This window comes from Streptomyces sp. NPDC005266, assembly GCF_040607655.1.
In the GTDB taxonomy this organism is placed as follows: domain Bacteria; phylum Actinomycetota; class Actinomycetes; order Streptomycetales; family Streptomycetaceae; genus Streptomyces.
This window is the reverse complement of sequence record NZ_JBEXHC010000011.1, coordinates 26367-41222: the sequence shown is the minus strand read 5'-3', so window position 1 is coordinate 41222 and position 14856 is coordinate 26367. Positions and strand designations below refer to the sequence as shown.

16 protein-coding genes and 1 pseudogene are annotated in these 14856 nt (G+C 71.3%); 8 read left to right on the top strand and 9 right to left on the bottom strand.

Features of this window, described 5'->3' with window-relative positions:
* The first annotated feature begins 81 nt into the window (after positions 1-81).
* Entirely contained in the window at positions 82-1086 is a 1005-nt protein-coding gene (locus ABZU99_RS20720) for an ArsR family transcriptional regulator (protein ID WP_355953491.1), read from the top strand.
* Here the strand turns inward: ABZU99_RS20720 and ABZU99_RS20715 are convergent.
* Positions 1065-1553 (bottom strand): heme-degrading domain-containing protein, encoded by a 489-nt coding sequence (locus ABZU99_RS20715; protein ID WP_355953494.1) that lies wholly within the window; start codon positions 1551-1553, stop codon positions 1065-1067. The genes ABZU99_RS20720 and ABZU99_RS20715 overlap by 22 nt on opposite strands.
* Positions 1550-2653, bottom strand: coding sequence for a Gfo/Idh/MocA family oxidoreductase (locus ABZU99_RS20710; protein WP_355953495.1), 1104 nt, complete (start codon positions 2651-2653; stop codon positions 1550-1552). Before ABZU99_RS20710 ends, ABZU99_RS20715 begins: the two co-directional genes overlap by 4 nt.
* 68 nt (positions 2654-2721) lie before the next feature.
* Between ABZU99_RS20710 and ABZU99_RS20705 the strand changes: the two genes are divergently transcribed.
* Positions 2722-3906, top strand: a complete 1185-nt coding sequence (locus ABZU99_RS20705) for an ROK family protein (protein WP_356048786.1) — start codon at positions 2722-2724, stop codon at positions 3904-3906.
* A gap of 183 nt (positions 3907-4089) precedes the next feature.
* Positions 4090-5949 carry a hypothetical protein gene (locus ABZU99_RS20700; RefSeq protein ID WP_356048767.1) on the top strand — a complete coding sequence of 620 codons (1860 nt, stop codon included), beginning with the start codon at positions 4090-4092 and terminating at the stop codon, positions 5947-5949.
* Positions 5950-5982: 33 nt separating this feature from the next.
* Here the strand turns inward: ABZU99_RS20700 and ABZU99_RS20695 are convergent, their stop codons facing one another.
* Positions 5983-6171 (bottom strand): antitoxin, encoded by a 189-nt coding sequence (locus ABZU99_RS20695; protein WP_355953500.1) that lies wholly within the window; start codon positions 6169-6171, stop codon positions 5983-5985.
* A gap of 194 nt (positions 6172-6365) precedes the next feature.
* On the opposite strand from ABZU99_RS20695, the gene ABZU99_RS20690 reads away from it, so the two are divergent.
* The 4 genes from ABZU99_RS20690 (at position 6366) to ABZU99_RS20675 (ending at position 9699) form a co-directional block, all read left to right on the top strand.
* Positions 6366-7148: an HAD-IIA family hydrolase gene (locus ABZU99_RS20690; protein ID WP_355953503.1), complete on the top strand. Its 783-nt coding sequence runs from the start codon at positions 6366-6368 to the stop codon at positions 7146-7148.
* Between the two features lie 133 nt (positions 7149-7281).
* Positions 7282-7836: a hypothetical protein gene (locus ABZU99_RS20685; protein ID WP_355953506.1), complete on the top strand. Its 555-nt coding sequence runs from the start codon at positions 7282-7284 to the stop codon at positions 7834-7836.
* 5 nt (positions 7837-7841) lie between these two features.
* Positions 7842-8564 (top strand): class F sortase, encoded by a 723-nt coding sequence (locus tag ABZU99_RS20680; protein ID WP_355953508.1) that lies wholly within the window; start codon positions 7842-7844, stop codon positions 8562-8564.
* A 91-nt stretch (positions 8565-8655) separates the two neighbouring features.
* Positions 8656-9699: a glycoside hydrolase family 6 protein gene (locus tag ABZU99_RS20675; protein WP_355953511.1), complete on the top strand. Its 1044-nt coding sequence runs from the start codon at positions 8656-8658 to the stop codon at positions 9697-9699.
* A gap of 75 nt (positions 9700-9774) precedes the next feature.
* On the opposite strand, the gene ABZU99_RS20670 is transcribed toward ABZU99_RS20675, so the two are convergent.
* The 6 genes and pseudogenes from ABZU99_RS20670 to ABZU99_RS20645 all read right to left on the bottom strand — a co-directional run bounded on the left by ABZU99_RS20670 (position 9775) and on the right by ABZU99_RS20645 (position 14231).
* Positions 9775-11742: a kelch motif-containing protein gene (locus tag ABZU99_RS20670; protein WP_356048770.1), complete on the bottom strand. Its 1968-nt coding sequence runs from the start codon at positions 11740-11742 to the stop codon at positions 9775-9777.
* A gap of 3 nt (positions 11743-11745) precedes the next feature.
* Positions 11746-12000 (bottom strand): annotated as a pseudogene (locus ABZU99_RS20665) (glycosyl transferase); the annotation flags it as partial.
* A 298-nt stretch (positions 12001-12298) separates the two neighbouring features.
* Positions 12299-12979 carry a FadR/GntR family transcriptional regulator gene (locus ABZU99_RS20660; protein ID WP_355953606.1) on the bottom strand — a complete coding sequence of 227 codons (681 nt, stop codon included), beginning with the start codon at positions 12977-12979 and terminating at the stop codon, positions 12299-12301.
* Between the two features lie 72 nt (positions 12980-13051).
* Positions 13052-13228, bottom strand: a complete 177-nt coding sequence (locus ABZU99_RS20655; RefSeq protein ID WP_356048772.1) for a DUF397 domain-containing protein — start codon at positions 13226-13228, stop codon at positions 13052-13054.
* Entirely contained in the window at positions 13225-13407 is a 183-nt protein-coding gene (locus ABZU99_RS20650; RefSeq protein ID WP_356048774.1) for a DUF397 domain-containing protein, read from the bottom strand. The genes ABZU99_RS20655 and ABZU99_RS20650 overlap by 4 nt, the downstream gene beginning before the upstream one ends.
* Positions 13404-14231: a helix-turn-helix transcriptional regulator gene (locus ABZU99_RS20645; RefSeq protein WP_356048776.1), complete on the bottom strand. Its 828-nt coding sequence runs from the start codon at positions 14229-14231 to the stop codon at positions 13404-13406. The genes ABZU99_RS20650 and ABZU99_RS20645 overlap by 4 nt, the downstream gene beginning before the upstream one ends.
* Before the next feature lie 113 nt (positions 14232-14344).
* Here ABZU99_RS20645 and ABZU99_RS20640 point away from each other — a divergent pair, with 113 nt between their 5' ends.
* Positions 14345-14797 (top strand): ATP-binding protein, encoded by a 453-nt coding sequence (locus ABZU99_RS20640; RefSeq protein ID WP_355953525.1) that lies wholly within the window; start codon positions 14345-14347, stop codon positions 14795-14797.
* The last annotated feature ends 59 nt before the right edge of the window (positions 14798-14856 follow it).

Sequence of the window (14856 nt, the reverse complement as noted above, 5' to 3'; positions counted from 1 at the left end):
CCGCGATGGTTTCGGTCCTGACCGAACCGTGGCCGTCGCGGACCGGACACCGGGGGAGACCGGGCTCTTGGGGGATACGGGATGTTGCGTGTGCGGTGTACGGCCGAGGACCTGTTGCGGGTGACCTTCGCCCGCGAACCTGCGCCGTTGATGGAGCTGGGGCTGGCGTTGGCCGCCCTGCGGCGGTGCGATCTGCCGCCCGTCTTCGCCAGATGGCAGCAGTCGCTGCGGCGCACGCTTCCGCATGCGGTGCGGCCGCTGTCGGAGCTGGTGCCGCCCTCGGGGCGGGGGCCCCTGTTCCTGGATCCGCTCAGCCATGGGTTGGAGGACGGGCTGGAGGTGGTGCTCTCGACCCCGGCCGTTTTCGTCCGCTCGGAGTTCGACCGGGTGTGCGCGATCGGCCGCCGGCCGGTGACGCGGTGGATGCGTGATCTGGTCGAGCAGGACGGGGGCGCCTGGCTGACCCTCGCCGAGGCCCTGCGCGCGGCGTACGACAGCGTGCTGGCCGGTTCGTGGAGCAGCGTGCAGGCCGCGTTCGACGCCGAACGCGCCTGGCGCACCCGGCTCCTGGCCGAGCAGGGCATCCGTACCACCCTGGCCGGACTGGCCCCCGGGGCCAGGTGGTGCGGTACGACACTGGAGTTCGACTGGCCCGGGGAGGCCGACATCGCGCTGGAGGGGCGGGGGCTGACCCTGCTGCCGTCGACGGTGTGGCGCGATTGGCCGATGCTCGCCCTGCGGCCCGGGGAGCCCGGCGTCCTCATCTACCCGGCGGTGAGCCCGCTGCCGCTGCTCGACCGGCCGGCCACCGCCGACCCGCTCGCCGCACTGCTCGGCTCCACCCGCGCTGCCGCCCTCACCCTGCTCACCCGGCAGCGCACCACGACCGATCTGGCCGCCGAGCTGTGCGTCGCCAGGTCCTCGGCGTCCGAGCACGCCAAGGCGCTGCGCGCGGCCCGCCTGATCACCACGGAGCGGGACGGCAAGGCCGTCTGGCACTCCTGCACGCCCCTCGGCCTGGACCTTCTCGCGGGATCGGGCGGCGCCGGCCGTGGCGCGGGGCGTCAGGGTGCGGTGGACAGATAGCGCTCCAGGGCCTCCACCACCAGGGCGTGGTCGTCCGCCTGGGGAAGGCCGGAGACCGCGACCGTGCCGATGACGCCCGTGCCCTCGAGATGGAGGGGGAAGGCGCCGCCGTGGGCGGCGTAGAGGTCGGGGTCGAGGCGGGAGGACGCCTCGAAGGTGGTGCCCTTGGCCCGGAAGCGGGTCCCGACCAGGTAGGAGCTGGCGGCGTAGCGGTCGACGACCCGGCACTTGCGGTCCAGCCAGGCGTCGTTGTCCACGGAGGTGCCGGGGAGGGCGCGGTGGAAGAGGCGCTGGCCGGAGCGGCGCACGGAGATGGTGACGGCGGCGTCGCGCTCCTTGGCGAGGTAGGCCACGAGGGAGCCGAGGCGCCAGGCGTCGTCGTTGTCGAGATGGGGGAGGCGCAGTCGCCGCTCCTGGTCCTCCAGGCGCTCGATCAGGCCGGCGAGTTCATCGGTGGGCGTGGTCATGCCGGGTCCTCGATCCGGATCGTACGGGTCTCGGCGGCCGACTGGCGGGCCGCCTCCAGTACGCGCAGGGCGGCAGCCGCCTCGGCGGCGGTCACCGGGGGCGGGGTGCCCTCGCGCAGGGCGGTGGCGATGGCGGCGTAGTAGGCGGGGTAGTCGCCGGGGAGGGTCGGGACCGGGACGCCGCCGCCGGTCAGCGGGGACTCTCCCGCGCCCAGCCGGCCCCAGGTGGACTCGGGCTCGGCGCCCCACGGCTCGGCGGCCGGGGCGCCCGGGCGCAGCCCCTCGCGCAGGGCGGCCTCCTGGGGGTCGAGGCCGTACTTCACATAGCCCGCCTGGCTGCCCAGCACCCGGAAGCGCGGGCCGAGCTGGGCCGTGATCGCGCTCATCCACAGATGGGAGCGGACGCCGTTCGCGTGGGTGAGGGCGACGAAGGTGTCGTCGTCGGTCTGCGCCCCGGGGCGGCGTACGTCGACCTCGGCGTAGACGGAGACGACGGGCCCGAAGAGGGTGAGCGCCTGGTCGACCAGATGGCTGCCCAGGTCGTACAGCAACCCGCCGGCCTCGGCCGGGTCGCCGGACTCCCGCCAGCCGCCCTTGAGCTGAGGCCGCCAGCGCTCGAAGCGGGACTCGAAGCGCTGCACCTCGCCGAGCGCGCCGTCGGCCATCAGCTTCCGCAGGGTGAGGAAGTCGTTGTCCCAGCGGCGGTTCTGGAAGACGCTCAGCAGCAGCCCGCGGGCGTCGGCCAGGGCGGCGAGCTCCTCGGCCTCGGCGGCGGTCGCGGCGAGCGGCTTGTCCACGACGACCGGCAGCCCCGCTTCGAGGGCGGCGCGGGCGAGCGGGACGTGGGTGCGGTTGGGGGAGGCGATGACGATCAGGTCCAGCTCATCGGCGCGGCCCCACAGCTCGTCGGCGGAGTCGGCAAGCCGCACATCGGGGTGCTCGGCGCGGGCCTGCCGCTGCCGCTCCGGGCTGGAGGTGACGATCGTGTCGAGGACGAGCCCCTCGGTGGCCGCGATCAGGGGTGCGTGGAAGACCGAGCCGGCCAGGCCGTAGCCGATGAGCCCGACCCGAGCGGGGGTGCTGTCGTGGGTGGCGTCCATGGCGCCTACTTTGACAACGCTGTTGCCAAAGCGCAAGTGATGACCACAATGGGTGGGTGAACAGCACCATGACGGGGGCGGTCGGACCCGGCGCCAATCTCTCCGCCCTGCGCAGCCACAACGCCGCCCTGGTCCTGCGCCTGCTGCGGGACGCGGGCGCGGACGGCGTCAGCCGGCTGGAGCTGGCCGCCCACACCGGCCTCACCCCGCAGGCCGTCAGCAAGATCACGGCGCGGCTGCGGACGGAGGGCCTGGCGACCGAGGCCGGCCACCGCGCCTCGACCGGCGGCAAGCCGCGGACCGTGCTCCGCCTGGTCCCGGGCGCCCGCCACGCGGTCGGGCTGCACCTCGACCGCGATGAGCTCACGGCGGTCCTCGTCGACCTCGCGGGCATACCGGTGGCCGAGCGGACGGCGCCCTTCGACTTCGGCGCGGCGGCGGACGAGGCGATCGCGGCCGCTGCCCGGGAGGTCGAGGCCCTCATCGAGGACGCGGGGACGGACCGCCGGTCGCCGGGCGGCCGTCCGCCGGGCGACGGGCCGCCGGACAACCGGCCGCCGGGGGACGGGCCGCCGGGGGACGGGCCGCCGGGCGGCCGGCTGCTCGGCGGCGGGCTGCTCGGCGTCGGCGTCGCCGCGCCCGGACCGCTCGACCACGGCTCCGGAGTCCTCCACCGCGTCACCGGCTTCCCCCACTGGGACGGCTTCCCGCTGCGCGACGCGCTCGCCCAGCGGCTCGGCCTGCCCGTCACCCTCGACAAGGACACCAACGCCGCCGCGCTGGGCCTCGCGACCGCCGAGTCCTCCGCGTACCTGCACCTTGGCACCGGTCTCGGCGCCGGTCTGGTGCTCGGCGGGGGCGTGTACCGGGGGGCGCGCACCGACGCGGGGGAGTTCGGGCACCAGGTCGTCCAGCTGGACGGGCCGCCCTGCGGCTGCGGCAACCACGGCTGCCTGGAGGCGCTGTGCCTCGCCGCCGTCGCACGCGGCGACGGCGCCGGGGCGGCCCGGCTGCTCGGCGTCGGCGCGGCCAACCTCGTACGGCTGCTCGACATCGACCGCGTCCTGCTCGGCGGTCGGGCGGTCCTGGCCGACCCCGGACCGTACGTCCAGGGCGTGGCCGCACAGCTCGCCGAGGACGCGGCACGCGCCAGCCGCCCCCCGGTCCCGGTGGCCGTCGTGGAGCGGGGTGGCCGGGCGGTGGTGGAGGGCGCGGCGCAGCTGGTGCTCGCGCCGCTCTTCGCCCTGGGATGACGGGGCTGCCCGCGGCGCCGCGGGAGCCGGGGAGCCGGGGAGCCGGGGAGCCGGGCTGGTCCGATCGAGGGGGTTATTGACGGCCAGTCGAGGGCAATAGGCCGCCCCGGCGGTGTGTCGCCATGCGGACGCGGAATGTAGGGAGCGCTCGGGGATACGCCGCAGCAACAGCAGAGGTCACTCATGCGCTTGCCCACCGCACTCTCCCTGCGAGCCGCCCTGCCGGCGGCCGCGCTCGCGCTCGCCCCCGCTCTGTACGGGCTCACGCCGCACGCCACGGCGGCCGAGCCGACGGAGCCGGCCGGATCGACCGCGCCGACCGGATCGACCGCGCCGACCGGATCGACCGCGCCGACCGCGCCGACCGGGTCTGCCCCGTCGGCCGGGGCTGCCGACGCGGCCGAGGCGGCCGAGCCGGTCTGCGGGGACAGGAACTCCTCCGACTTCCCGATCGACGCCCACCTCCGCGACGGACCGGACCACTACGCGCGGGGCGGCGGCTGGCACGGCTGGCACCTGGAACTGCGCAACACCACGGACAGCGGGTGCCGCGCGATCCACCCGATCGCGGTCTTCGTCGACAAGGGCCATGCGCTGAAGCCCCGCCACATCCGCCTCGAGTTCCTCGACCCGTCCGCGAACGGCGGCACCTGGCGGCCCGTCTCCTTCGAGACGACCGACGAGGACGAGAACATCGGTGTGTTCGACGACCACTTCAAGGGTTTCGCCGTGCCCGCGCACAAGACCGTCGACGTACAGGTGCGGACGAGCTTCACGGCCGACGCGCCCCGGGGTGAGGTCACCGCCAACGTGATCGCCGTACAGCGGCGGGCGGACGACGGCGACTGGGTCGGGCAGTCGAACGACTACGACTTCCGGATCGACGACGCCGCGACGGCGGCGAAGACCGAACCGAAGACCGGGACGGACGCCACCACGGATGACGCCGCTTCGGATGACGCCGTTACGGACGACGCCGGTGCGGAGACGGGCGGAACGCCCGCCCGGGACTCCGGCTCTACGGCCGGGCCCACGGCCGGGCCCACGGCCGGGCCCACGGCCGGGCCCACGGTCGGCCCGACGGCCGCGCCCAGCGCTGACGGCACGGGCGACACCGCAGACAGCGGGACGGACCAGGAGCAGGAGCGGCCCGCCGCACCGAGCAGGACCCCCGGTGTCGGTCAAAAGGACGGCAACCCCGCTGAGGCAGCGCCCAGCGCGGCCCCCAGCCGCGACGCCGGCACCGAAGCCGAAGGCGACGCCGGTGAGGACACCGAAGACGGCGCCGTGCCCAATGCCGTCCCGAGCGCCGACGCCGGAGTCGACGCCGACACGGAAGCCGGGACCGACCCCGAGGCCAGCGCTGACCCCAGCGAGGACCTCGAAGCCGACAGCGACACCGGCACGGATCCAGGCACCGACACCGGCACCGACCTGGGTACGGACACCGGCACCGGCGCCGACCCAGGCACCGACACTGACACCGACCTCGGTACGGACACCGGCACCGAATCCGGCACCGGCACCGGCGCCGACCCAGGCACCGAAACGGGCACCGGCACCGACCTCGGTACGGACACCGGCACCGAATCCGGCACCGGCACCGACCCAGGCACCGAAACCGAAACCGGCACCGGCACCGGCACCGACCTCGGTACGGACACCGACACCGAATCCGGCACCGAAACGGGCACCGGCGCCGACCTCGGTACGGACACCGGCACCGAAACCGACACCGGCACCGAAACCGACACCGGCACCGAAACCGACATGGGAACCGATCCCGGCACCGAGACCGGCACGGACACCGGTACCGATCCCAGCGCCGATGCCGGCTACGAGAACGGCAACGAGGACGGCAACGAGGACGGCGGCCGTCAGGGCGAGGAGGGCTACGACTCCGATCGCTCCGACCAGATGGAGCCCCAGCTCGCCAGGACGGGCGGCCACGGCGCCCTGCTCGCCGGGCTCGGCGTCCTCAGCGTCGCGCTCCTGACCTGCGGCACCGTCCTTGTGGTGAAGTCCCGGCGCCCGGGGCGCTGAAGAGGCCCGGGGTGCTGGGGGCAGCGGCGGCGATTACTGGCCCCGGGGCCCCTCGCCCCGGCGGCGCAGCTCGTCGTCGATCTTGTCCGAGCCGGTCTGGACCTGTTCCGAGTGCTTGCCGCCCATCTTCTTGTCCGCGGTCTCGCCACCCTTGCGGGCGGCACGCCTGGTCTTCTCCGGGTGCTTGCCGAGCGCGTCCTTCAGCTTGTCCTTGATGCCCATGGCGGTCTCCTTACGGGTCCGGCTCATTGCAGGGGCGGAAGCCACCCCTCCACTCAGGATCGGACAGGTGTGCTGGTCTGTCGCGCTGGAACCCCGCGAGCAGCGGAGCATCGCGGACGAGCCGGTTCCGTCCGCCGCCCGCCCGGTTAGGCTGAGGTCGTCGCCAGATGGTCAATCCGAGCGGAGAGCAATCAGTGGCAGAGCGCAAGCCGATCGAGTCGTGGCTCACCGACATGGACGGGGTGTTGATGCACGAGGGCATCCCGGTGCCCGGTGCCGACGCCTTCATCAAGCGGCTGCGCGAGTCGGGCAGGCCCTTCCTCGTGCTCACCAACAACTCCATCTACACCCAGCGCGACCTCCAGGCCCGGCTGTCCCGGATCGGTCTCGATGTGCCGGTGGCGAACATATGGACGTCGGCGCTGGCCACCGCCCAGTTCCTGGACGAGCAGCGCCCGGGCGGCACCGCGTACGTCATCGGGGAGGCGGGGCTGACCACCGCCCTGCACGACATCGGCTACGTCCTCACGGACGTCGAACCGGACTACGTCGTCCTCGGTGAGACCCGTACGTACAGCTTCGAATCGCTCACCAAGGCCATCCGCCTCATCAACGACGGTGCGCGGTTCATCGCCACCAACCCCGATGAGACCGGGCCGTCCGCCGAGGGCGCCCTGCCCGCCACCGGCTCGGTGGCCGCGCTGATCACCAAGGCGACCGGCCGGGAGCCGTACTTCGTCGGCAAGCCGAATCCGCTGATGATGCGGGCCGGGCTGAACGCCATCGGCGCGCACTCCGAGAGCAGCGCGATGATCGGCGACCGGATGGACACGGATGTGCGGGCAGGCCTTGAGGCGGGCATGGAGACGTTCCTGGTGCTCACCGGGCTTACTCAGCCCGAGGACGTCGACCGCTTCCCGTACCGGCCGTCCACGGTCGTCAACTCCATCGCGGACCTCGTCGACCGCATCGTCTGACCCCGGGCCCGATCTTCGCCTGACCTGTATGGCGTAGCAGGGGCCCGCAGCGGATGCGGGCCCCGGCCGGGCGCGTGAGCCTCGTGGTATCAGGAGGTTCACCATGCGCTCAGTCGCTCTCACTCTCTGTACGGTGGCCCTGAGTACGGCTGCCTTGTGCGCCGCCGCCCCAGCCGCCCTCGCCGACCACCGGCACTCCGGCGCCGCCACGATCCGGGTCAGCCGGAACGCCCTGGCGCCAGGCGCCGATGTCGAGGTACGGGTCTTCGGCTGCCCGAGCGAAGCGGCTACGGTCTCGTCGCCGGTGTTCGTCGACGACGCCCAGCTCACCCCCGACGGTGACGCGCTCTTCAGCGAGGCGACGATCCGCTCCACCGCCAAGGTGGGCACGCATCTGGTGACGGTCGACTGCGGCGGCGCCCCGGCGTACGCGGGCGAGGGCGACGACGAGGCCAAGGGAGAGGCCAAGGGAAAGGTGGTCATCGCCGTGGAGCGCCCGCCCTCGCCCGTCCCTCCGGTCCACGCGGGCGGCGGTGGCACCGCCCCCGCCGAGGGGCGGCTGCGCGATGACTTCGGCGGCGCCGAGGCGTACGGCCTGGTGCTCTCGGGCGGTACGGCGCTGGCCGTCGGCGCACTCGCGGTACAGCGGCGCCGACGCCGCCCGTCCGCCGGGACGGGGGCGGGCTGATCGCGATGGGCGAGTACGAGTACGAGTACGGGAACGGGAAGCGCTTCGCCGGTCTCGGGCGGCTGGCCATGGGGTCGGCCTGGGTGGCACTGCTGCTGGGCCTGTGGATGTGGGGCCGTGACACCACCGAGGGGACGGGCGGCGCGGTGCCGATGACCGGCGACGTGGCCGCGGTCGGGCGCCCGCTCGCGCATCCGCTGCCCCCGGCGCACGCCCCTCTGACATCCGCTCAGCCGAAGAGTGTCGTGATCAAGGCGGCGGGGGTGCGTGCCCCGGTCGTCGCGGGCGGTCTCGACCGTTCGGGCGCGGTGAAGCCGCCCCCCTTCAGCCGCCCAGGCACGGTCGGCTGGTACCGCGCGGGCCCTGAACCGGGCTCCCCGGGCGCGGCTCTGCTGGTCGGTCACCTCGACACCAAGTCCAAGCCGGCTGTCTTCCACGGGCTGGGCGACCTCAAACGAGGCGACAGGGTGATGGTCGGGCGCTCGGACGGCACGACGGCGGAGTTCACGGTGGAGGACGTCGCGGTGGTGGCCAGCAAGCGGTTCGACGCGCGACGGGTGTACGGGGCGAGGTCGCGCGACCGGGCGGAGCTGCGGCTGATCACCTGCGGCGGGAAGTTCGACCGGAAGGCGCGGACGTATTCGGCGAATGTTGTCGTCTCGGCCTACCTGACGGGCACGGCGGGCCCGGCCCACACGATCGCCGCCGGCGGCCGGGCCGCGCGTTAGCGCGACCCATCCCGGCCTGGTGTGTAAGGATTGATTCGACCGGTCTTGTCCCGCCTGGAGTTCCCCGGAGCGTGCACCCAAGGGGGAGTGGATGTACGGCATTTGCACCGGCCGTCGACGTCACGTTGTCCGCGCGATCCCCGCCATGGGAGTCCTGCTGTCGCTCGCCTCGCTGTCCGGCTGCTTCGGTTCCTCGGGCAGTGGCGACAGCGATCGCGCCGTCTCGGCCGGACGGCCGAAGCAGCGGCCCAAGTCGACCGTGCCGTACTGGGTGAATCCGGACGGCAGCGCGGCCAAGCAGGTCGTGGCGTACCGGAGGAAGGGCGAGCGGGACGACGCCCAGCTGATAGAGAAGATCGCCGAGCAGCCGGCCGCGGAGTGGCTGGGGGTGGACGATCCGGAGGGGCAGGCGCGCGGGTTCACCGAGGCCGCCGCCCAGGCCAACCGCCATGCGCTGCTGGTCTTCTACGAGATCCCGCACCGCGACTGCGGGCAGTACTCCAAAGGCGGCGCGGCTGACGGCGCTGCCTACCGCGCCTGGGTGGACAAGGCGGTCCGGGGCATCGGGAACCGCCCGGCGACGGTCGTCCTGGAGCCGGACGCGCTGCCGCATGTGGTGGACGGCTGTACGCCCAGGCAGTTCCACGAGGAGCGGTACGACCTGCTGACCGGGGCCGTGGACAAGCTCAAGGCGCTGCGGCACACCAAGGTCTATCTGGACGCCGGAAATCCGCACTGGATCAGGGACCCGCACCGGATGGTCCAGCCGCTGAAGCGGGCCGGTATCGCCAAGGCCGACGGCTTCGCGCTCAACACCGCCAACTACCAGACGACCGAGGAGAACGCGGCGTACGGTAAGCGGCTGTCCGCGCTGGTCGGCGGCAAGCCCTTCGTCATCGACACCAGCCGTAACGGCAAGGGCCCGGCCCCGGGCAAGGACGACCCGCAGGCGTGGTGCAATCCGACGGGCCGGGCGCTGGGCCGGCGGCCGACCACCGAGACAGGCGACAAGCTGGTCGACGCGTATCTGTGGATCAAGCGTCCGGGCGAGTCGGACGGCACCTGCAAGGGCGGCCCCAAGGCGGGTCGGTGGTGGCCGCGGTACGCGCTCGATCTCGCCCGTAACGCCGAATGATCCGTAACGCCGAATGACCGGTATCGCCACGCTGAATGACCGGTATCGCCGAATGACCGGTATCGCCGAATCGCCTCACTCCTTGCCGGGGGTGTCCGCTCCGGCGGGCACCTTCACCCACACCGCCTCGGACGGTGTGCCCCGCTCGTCCACCGCGTTGAGCATGTACCAGCCGGGCGGCACCAGTGAGGCGTCCTTCGGCACGGTCACCGTGATGCCGTGCCCGTCCTTCGTCCGGGTGAAGTCCAGAGCGATGGACCGCTGCTCGACATTGGTCACATGGGTGAAGGAGCCGGGCCGGATCAGCCGCATCTTCCTGATCACCGCGGCATCGGCGGTCCGGTACGTGGCCTTCGCGCCGAGCCTCACCGTCCGGGGTGCGGCGTCCTCCAGCGTCGGCCGGGGCCCGCGGTAGAGATACGGCGGCGTGTAGAGGTCGATCTGCTGCTGGAACTCGCCCGGCTCGGTGTTGGCCTTGTCGCGGAAGAGCGAGTCGGAGCCGAAGGTCATGACCCGGCCGTCCGGCAGCAGCAGTGCGCCGGAGTGGTAGTTGCGGCCCACCAGCGGGTCGGCGACCCGGCGTGCGGTGTTGGTCTTCGGGTCGTAGAGCCCGGCCTTGAGGACGTTGCTGGCGCCGCGCCCGCGGTAGTCGCCCGAGCCGTTGGTGGTCAGGACGGTGTCGTCGGGCAGGATGACGCTGCTCGGGTAGCGGACCTTCGCATACAGATCGGGCCCGTTCCTGAAGCGCGGCTCGGCGTCGTGCAGATCGACGATCCGGGTCCGGGCGGTGGAGGTGGAGTCCTCGCCGACCCCGCCGCCGCCGAGCACCATGTACCGCTGGTCCTGCGCCGGCGGCAGCAGGACGGACATCGACGTCTCCAGGACGTCCGGGTCGCTGATGCCGGGCACCACATCGAACCGGTTGCTCTTCGGATCCCAGACGCCGGGGGTGCGGCCCCTGTCGTCCGGCCCGTATCCGGCGTTGGAGCCGGTGTAGAAGATCCGGCCCTTCCCGGTGAGGAAGAGCGCTGGGTACGTCGGGAAGAACCGCTGCTTGGGCAGGTACGTCCACCGCTGGGTCTTCGGGTCGTAGATCTCGTTCTTCCCCGGGACGACCTGGCCGATCTCATCGAGCCCGGAGACCGAGAGCACCCTGCCGTCCTGGAGGGTGGTCAGGGTGGGATACCAGCGGGCCTCGTGCATCGGGCCGACCGTGAGATAGCGCTCGGCCACCGGATCGAATTCAAAGGCTTCCTTGATTCCCTGGAAGTCCTTTTTGTCGAACGAGAGCTTCTGTGCGATGCCGTACAAGTTCTGCCGGTCCTTGCCCTTCAGCCCGGCGATCCGGTAATTGTCCTCGGTTCCGGTCTGGTATTTCTTGCCCTTGCGCAGCGCCTCCACATACACCCGTGCCGTGCTGACGCCGACCCTGACCTTTCCCGACTTGCCGACCTTGGTCTTCTTGGCACGCGGGACCAGGACCGGGTCCTTGGACTCGAAGGTCTTGCCGTTCTCCTTGCCGGTGAAGCGGGTGCCGGCGGGGAAGGTCTTCGGCTTGTCGGGGTTCTCGTTGTGGACGAACATCAGTCCGCCCGCCTTCTCCACATCGCCCTTGAGCCTCTCGTAGCGCTGGGTCCCGCCCGCCACCAGCAGTGCGCCGTCCGGGAGTTGGGTGTGTCCGGCGCAGAAGAGGTCCCTGGGGGTGGGGATGTTCTTGTAGGTGTTCTTCTCCGGGTCCCACAGAACGCTGCGGAAGGACTTGGCGGCGAAATTCCTGGCGTTGTTCCCGGAGCCGGCTACCAGCAGCACCTTTCCGGTGTGCAGCAGGGCGGCGTGGATCGTATTGATCCGGTAGCGCTCGGGGACGTTCACCACATCCCAGTGGCCGTTCTCGGCCTTGTACTCCGGTTGGTTGATCCTGTACGCCTCATACCGCTGGGAACTGAAGCGGTAGAGCGCCGGGCCGTTCATCCCGGCCAGCACAATCACAGACGCCGCACCGAGCCCGAAGCGGCGGGTGCGGCGACTCGGTCGGTACTTCACTTCTCATCCCCCAAGCTGCGGGTTCCGTTTCTCCTGGCGGACGGTCCACCGCCAGGCGATGATCGGCGCGGCTGTGACAGCCAGGGCAAGTGATGCCCAAACGGTCATCGCTGGATGACTGTGGCCGAAGTAGAAGGAAGAGGCGAGCGACCCGCCGAAGACCACCAGGAAGAAAAGATGGATCCGGAACGTACCGAAGAGGGTGTCGGGGCTCGATGAGCCGCCCTTGGGGGTCACCACGAAACGAGACCAGCGGCGCCGCGCCGAGCAGCAGCGCCGCGCCCACCCGGTGCGGCTCATCCGCCAGCAGACCGCGGTAGCGCACCCGGTAGGGCCGGCCGGGCTCGGTGAGCGGCCCGGCGAGCCTGCTGTAGTGCTCGTAGTCGTACCTCGGCAGGGGCCGCCGTGGAGCCCGGTGGCGACCCGCCAGCCGCCCTTTCGGCCGTAACGGCGCGATAGTGGAGGTAGCCGACTCTCCGGACATGGAAGACATGGACGATTGCTTTCCGGTTCCTGGTCACCTGAACCGGAAGTGCCTGATGCCGCCGCGCTGCTGTTACTCGTGATGCGGCGACCGCAGCCGTATGCGGATGTTCCCGAAGTGGTCGCGGATGGCTTCCTCGGCCCGCAGGGCGTCGCCCGAGCGCACCGACTCCAGAATCTGCCGGTGCTGCTTGCAGGTGACCTTCGGATCGGTCGGGATGTCGACCAGATCCGTACGCACCCGGTGAAAGGCGTCCCAGAACGCCTCCAGCACCTCGCCCAGCAGCGAATTGTCCAGACTTCCATACAGCGCGGCATGAAACGCCCGGTCCGTCTCCGCCCGCACCGAACCCTCGACCGCCTCCGCCTCCATCCGCCGGACGATCGCGTCCAGCTCCGCGAGGTCGGCCTCCGGTATCCGCCCCGCCAGCCGCGCGATCAGCCCGGTCTCCACCGCCTCGCGCAGCTCCAGCAGCTCCAGCAGGCTGTCCTCGCCGCGGTAGTGCCCGGCGACGGTACGGAAGATCAGCCCCTCGATCATCGGCGCCATCGACATGGGCCCGACGTACGTCCCGAAGCCATGCCGGATCTCCACGATCCCCATCGCCTGCAGCGCCTTGAGCGCCTCGCGCACCGAGTTACGGCTGACGCCGAGCAACTCCATCAGCTCGGTCTCGGTGGGCAGCGGGGCCCCGGACGGAAGCCGCCGGTCGACGATCAGCCGCTTGATGCGTTCCTGGATGTCGCTCGCCATCCCACCCGTGTGCGCCACCACCGCCACCGCCACCTCCGATCCGAACAGCTTAGCGGCAGCGGCGGGCGGTGATCAGACCTGCGCGATGAAGGCCGACCACGCTTCGCGGGAGACGGTGAGCTGGCCGGTGTCGGTGTCCTTGGAGTCGCGGACGTGGACCGCGTCGGTACGTATCGCGACCTCGACGCAGTTGTCGCCGGAGCTTCCGCTGTAGCTGCTCTTGAACCATTCGAGTCCGGCGTTGCTCATAGCGCTCCGGCGAAGGCTGACCATGCCTCGCGGGAGACGATCAGGGAGCCGATCTGGGGCTCCTTGGAGTCGCGGATGTGGACGGTGTCGGTGCGTATCGCGACCTCGACGCAGTTGCCGCCCCCGCCGCCGCTGTAGCTGCTCTTGAACCAGTTCAGTTCGGTGGTGCTGCCGCTCATAGCGCTCCTCGCATCTGCTGCAGCAGGCTCGTGGTGGCCTGAGGGCTCAGAGCCTGTGAGCGCAGTTTGCCATAGCGCTGGTGCATGGCACTGACGGCTTTTGGGTCGTTGATCAGGACGCTGCTGTCGTGCGCTTCGATGTAGCCCACCCACCGGTGGTCCGGCGTCTCCGCGAGGCACATCGGGCCCTCGAAGCCGGAGTGATCCTCCTGCCGCAATGGCATGACCTGGATCTCCACGTTCCAGCGGAGCTGCTGCTCAAGTAGGTGGTCGAGAAGCGCCTCGGTAACCTCGATGCCCCCGAAGCCCCTTTCCAGCAGAGCCTGTTCAATCACGAAGCAGAACGATGTGTTCGGTCGCTCCTGGAATAACCTCTGCCGAGCTAGTCGCCCGACCACCTGCTGCTCGCACTGCTCCACTGAGACGTGCGGGATGTAACGGTTGAAGACCGCGCGGATGTACGGCTCCGGCTGCAGCAGGCCCGGGATGACGGCGCACTCGTACGTGAGAAGCGACACCGCTTCCTCCTCGATTCCTGCCCAGCGCAGAAACCATGACGCGAGCCCCACCTTCCGCGTCAACGTCCGGTAGGCCGCCCCCAGCACGCGGGCGGCCGGGGCGCCCAGGACCTCCTCTGAACGCGGGATCAACTCCCTCGGCGGGAAGCGCCTGCCCTGCTCCACCTTGGCGACGTAGGTCGCCGAGTACCGCACCCGTGGGGCGAACTGCTCCTGGGTGAGCCCTGCCTCGTCCCGTAGCGCCTTTAACACCGCACCAAAGGTCTTGAGGCTCTCCGACGTTTCGGGTTCGCTGTCCGTTGTCATCCCCTTATCGTCACGGGCGGTGACTGACCCGGTCCAGTGCGTGCACTGACACAACGCAAACTGGGTGGGTGTCGTGCCTGGCAGGGCCGTCGGCCCATCGCAACGCTTCCGCCATGACCGCACCACAGGACCAAGCCCCCGTCACCGTACGTACGTTCGCGCAGCGATTCTCCGCCACCCGGCGCGGCGCCCGGCTCGCCCGGCTGCTGGCCGTGCATCAGCTCTCCGCGTGGGGGTTGTCTCCCGGAGTGGGCGGCTACGACGCCGCGATCCTCGTGGTCGCCGAGCTGGCGGCCAACTCCGTACTGCACGGACGCGTACCAGGACGGGACTTCGGCGTCCGGCTCCGGTACGACGAGCAGGGCGGCGTCCTGGAGATCGAGGTGTCCGACACCCACGACCGGCAGCCCACCCCGAAGGCGCCCACATCGAACGACGAGCAGGGCCGGGGTCTGCTCCTGGTCGAGGCGCTGGCCGACCGCTGGGGCGTCAAGGAGCGCCGGGGGCCGGGCAAGACCGTATGGGCCCTGGTCACCCAGGGCCGCCGGACGCCAGACGGGCCGTGAGGCCGTCGACCATGCAGCCGAGAAGGCGGCCCAGGTCCAACCGCTCACACTGCCCGAGT

What these genes read in the sequence shown, in the direction of transcription:
- ABZU99_RS20675 (WP_355953511.1), top strand. Translation starts at nt 8,656, where the DNA reads ATGTACGGCATTTGCACCGGCCGTCGACGTCACGTTGTCCGCGCGATC.
- ABZU99_RS20650 (WP_356048774.1), bottom strand. Translation starts at nt 13,407, where the DNA reads ATGAGCGGCAGCACCACCGAACTGAACTGGTTCAAGAGCAGCTACAGC.
- ABZU99_RS20715 (WP_355953494.1), bottom strand. Translation starts at nt 1,553, where the DNA reads ATGACCACGCCCACCGATGAACTCGCCGGCCTGATCGAGCGCCTGGAG.
- ABZU99_RS20705 (WP_356048786.1), top strand. Translation starts at nt 2,722, where the DNA reads ATGACGGGGGCGGTCGGACCCGGCGCCAATCTCTCCGCCCTGCGCAGC.
- ABZU99_RS20640 (WP_355953525.1), top strand. Translation starts at nt 14,345, where the DNA reads ATGACCGCACCACAGGACCAAGCCCCCGTCACCGTACGTACGTTCGCG.
- ABZU99_RS20700 (WP_356048767.1), top strand. Translation starts at nt 4,090, where the DNA reads ATGCGCTTGCCCACCGCACTCTCCCTGCGAGCCGCCCTGCCGGCGGCC.
- ABZU99_RS20720 (WP_355953491.1), top strand. Translation starts at nt 82, where the DNA reads ATGTTGCGTGTGCGGTGTACGGCCGAGGACCTGTTGCGGGTGACCTTC.
- ABZU99_RS20645 (WP_356048776.1), bottom strand. Translation starts at nt 14,231, where the DNA reads ATGACAACGGACAGCGAACCCGAAACGTCGGAGAGCCTCAAGACCTTT.
- ABZU99_RS20655 (WP_356048772.1), bottom strand. Translation starts at nt 13,228, where the DNA reads ATGAGCAACGCCGGACTCGAATGGTTCAAGAGCAGCTACAGCGGAAGC.
- ABZU99_RS20680 (WP_355953508.1), top strand. Translation starts at nt 7,842, where the DNA reads ATGGGCGAGTACGAGTACGAGTACGGGAACGGGAAGCGCTTCGCCGGT.
- ABZU99_RS20660 (WP_355953606.1), bottom strand. Translation starts at nt 12,979, where the DNA reads ATGGCGAGCGACATCCAGGAACGCATCAAGCGGCTGATCGTCGACCGG.
- ABZU99_RS20710 (WP_355953495.1), bottom strand. Translation starts at nt 2,653, where the DNA reads ATGGACGCCACCCACGACAGCACCCCCGCTCGGGTCGGGCTCATCGGC.
- ABZU99_RS20695 (WP_355953500.1), bottom strand. Translation starts at nt 6,171, where the DNA reads ATGGGCATCAAGGACAAGCTGAAGGACGCGCTCGGCAAGCACCCGGAG.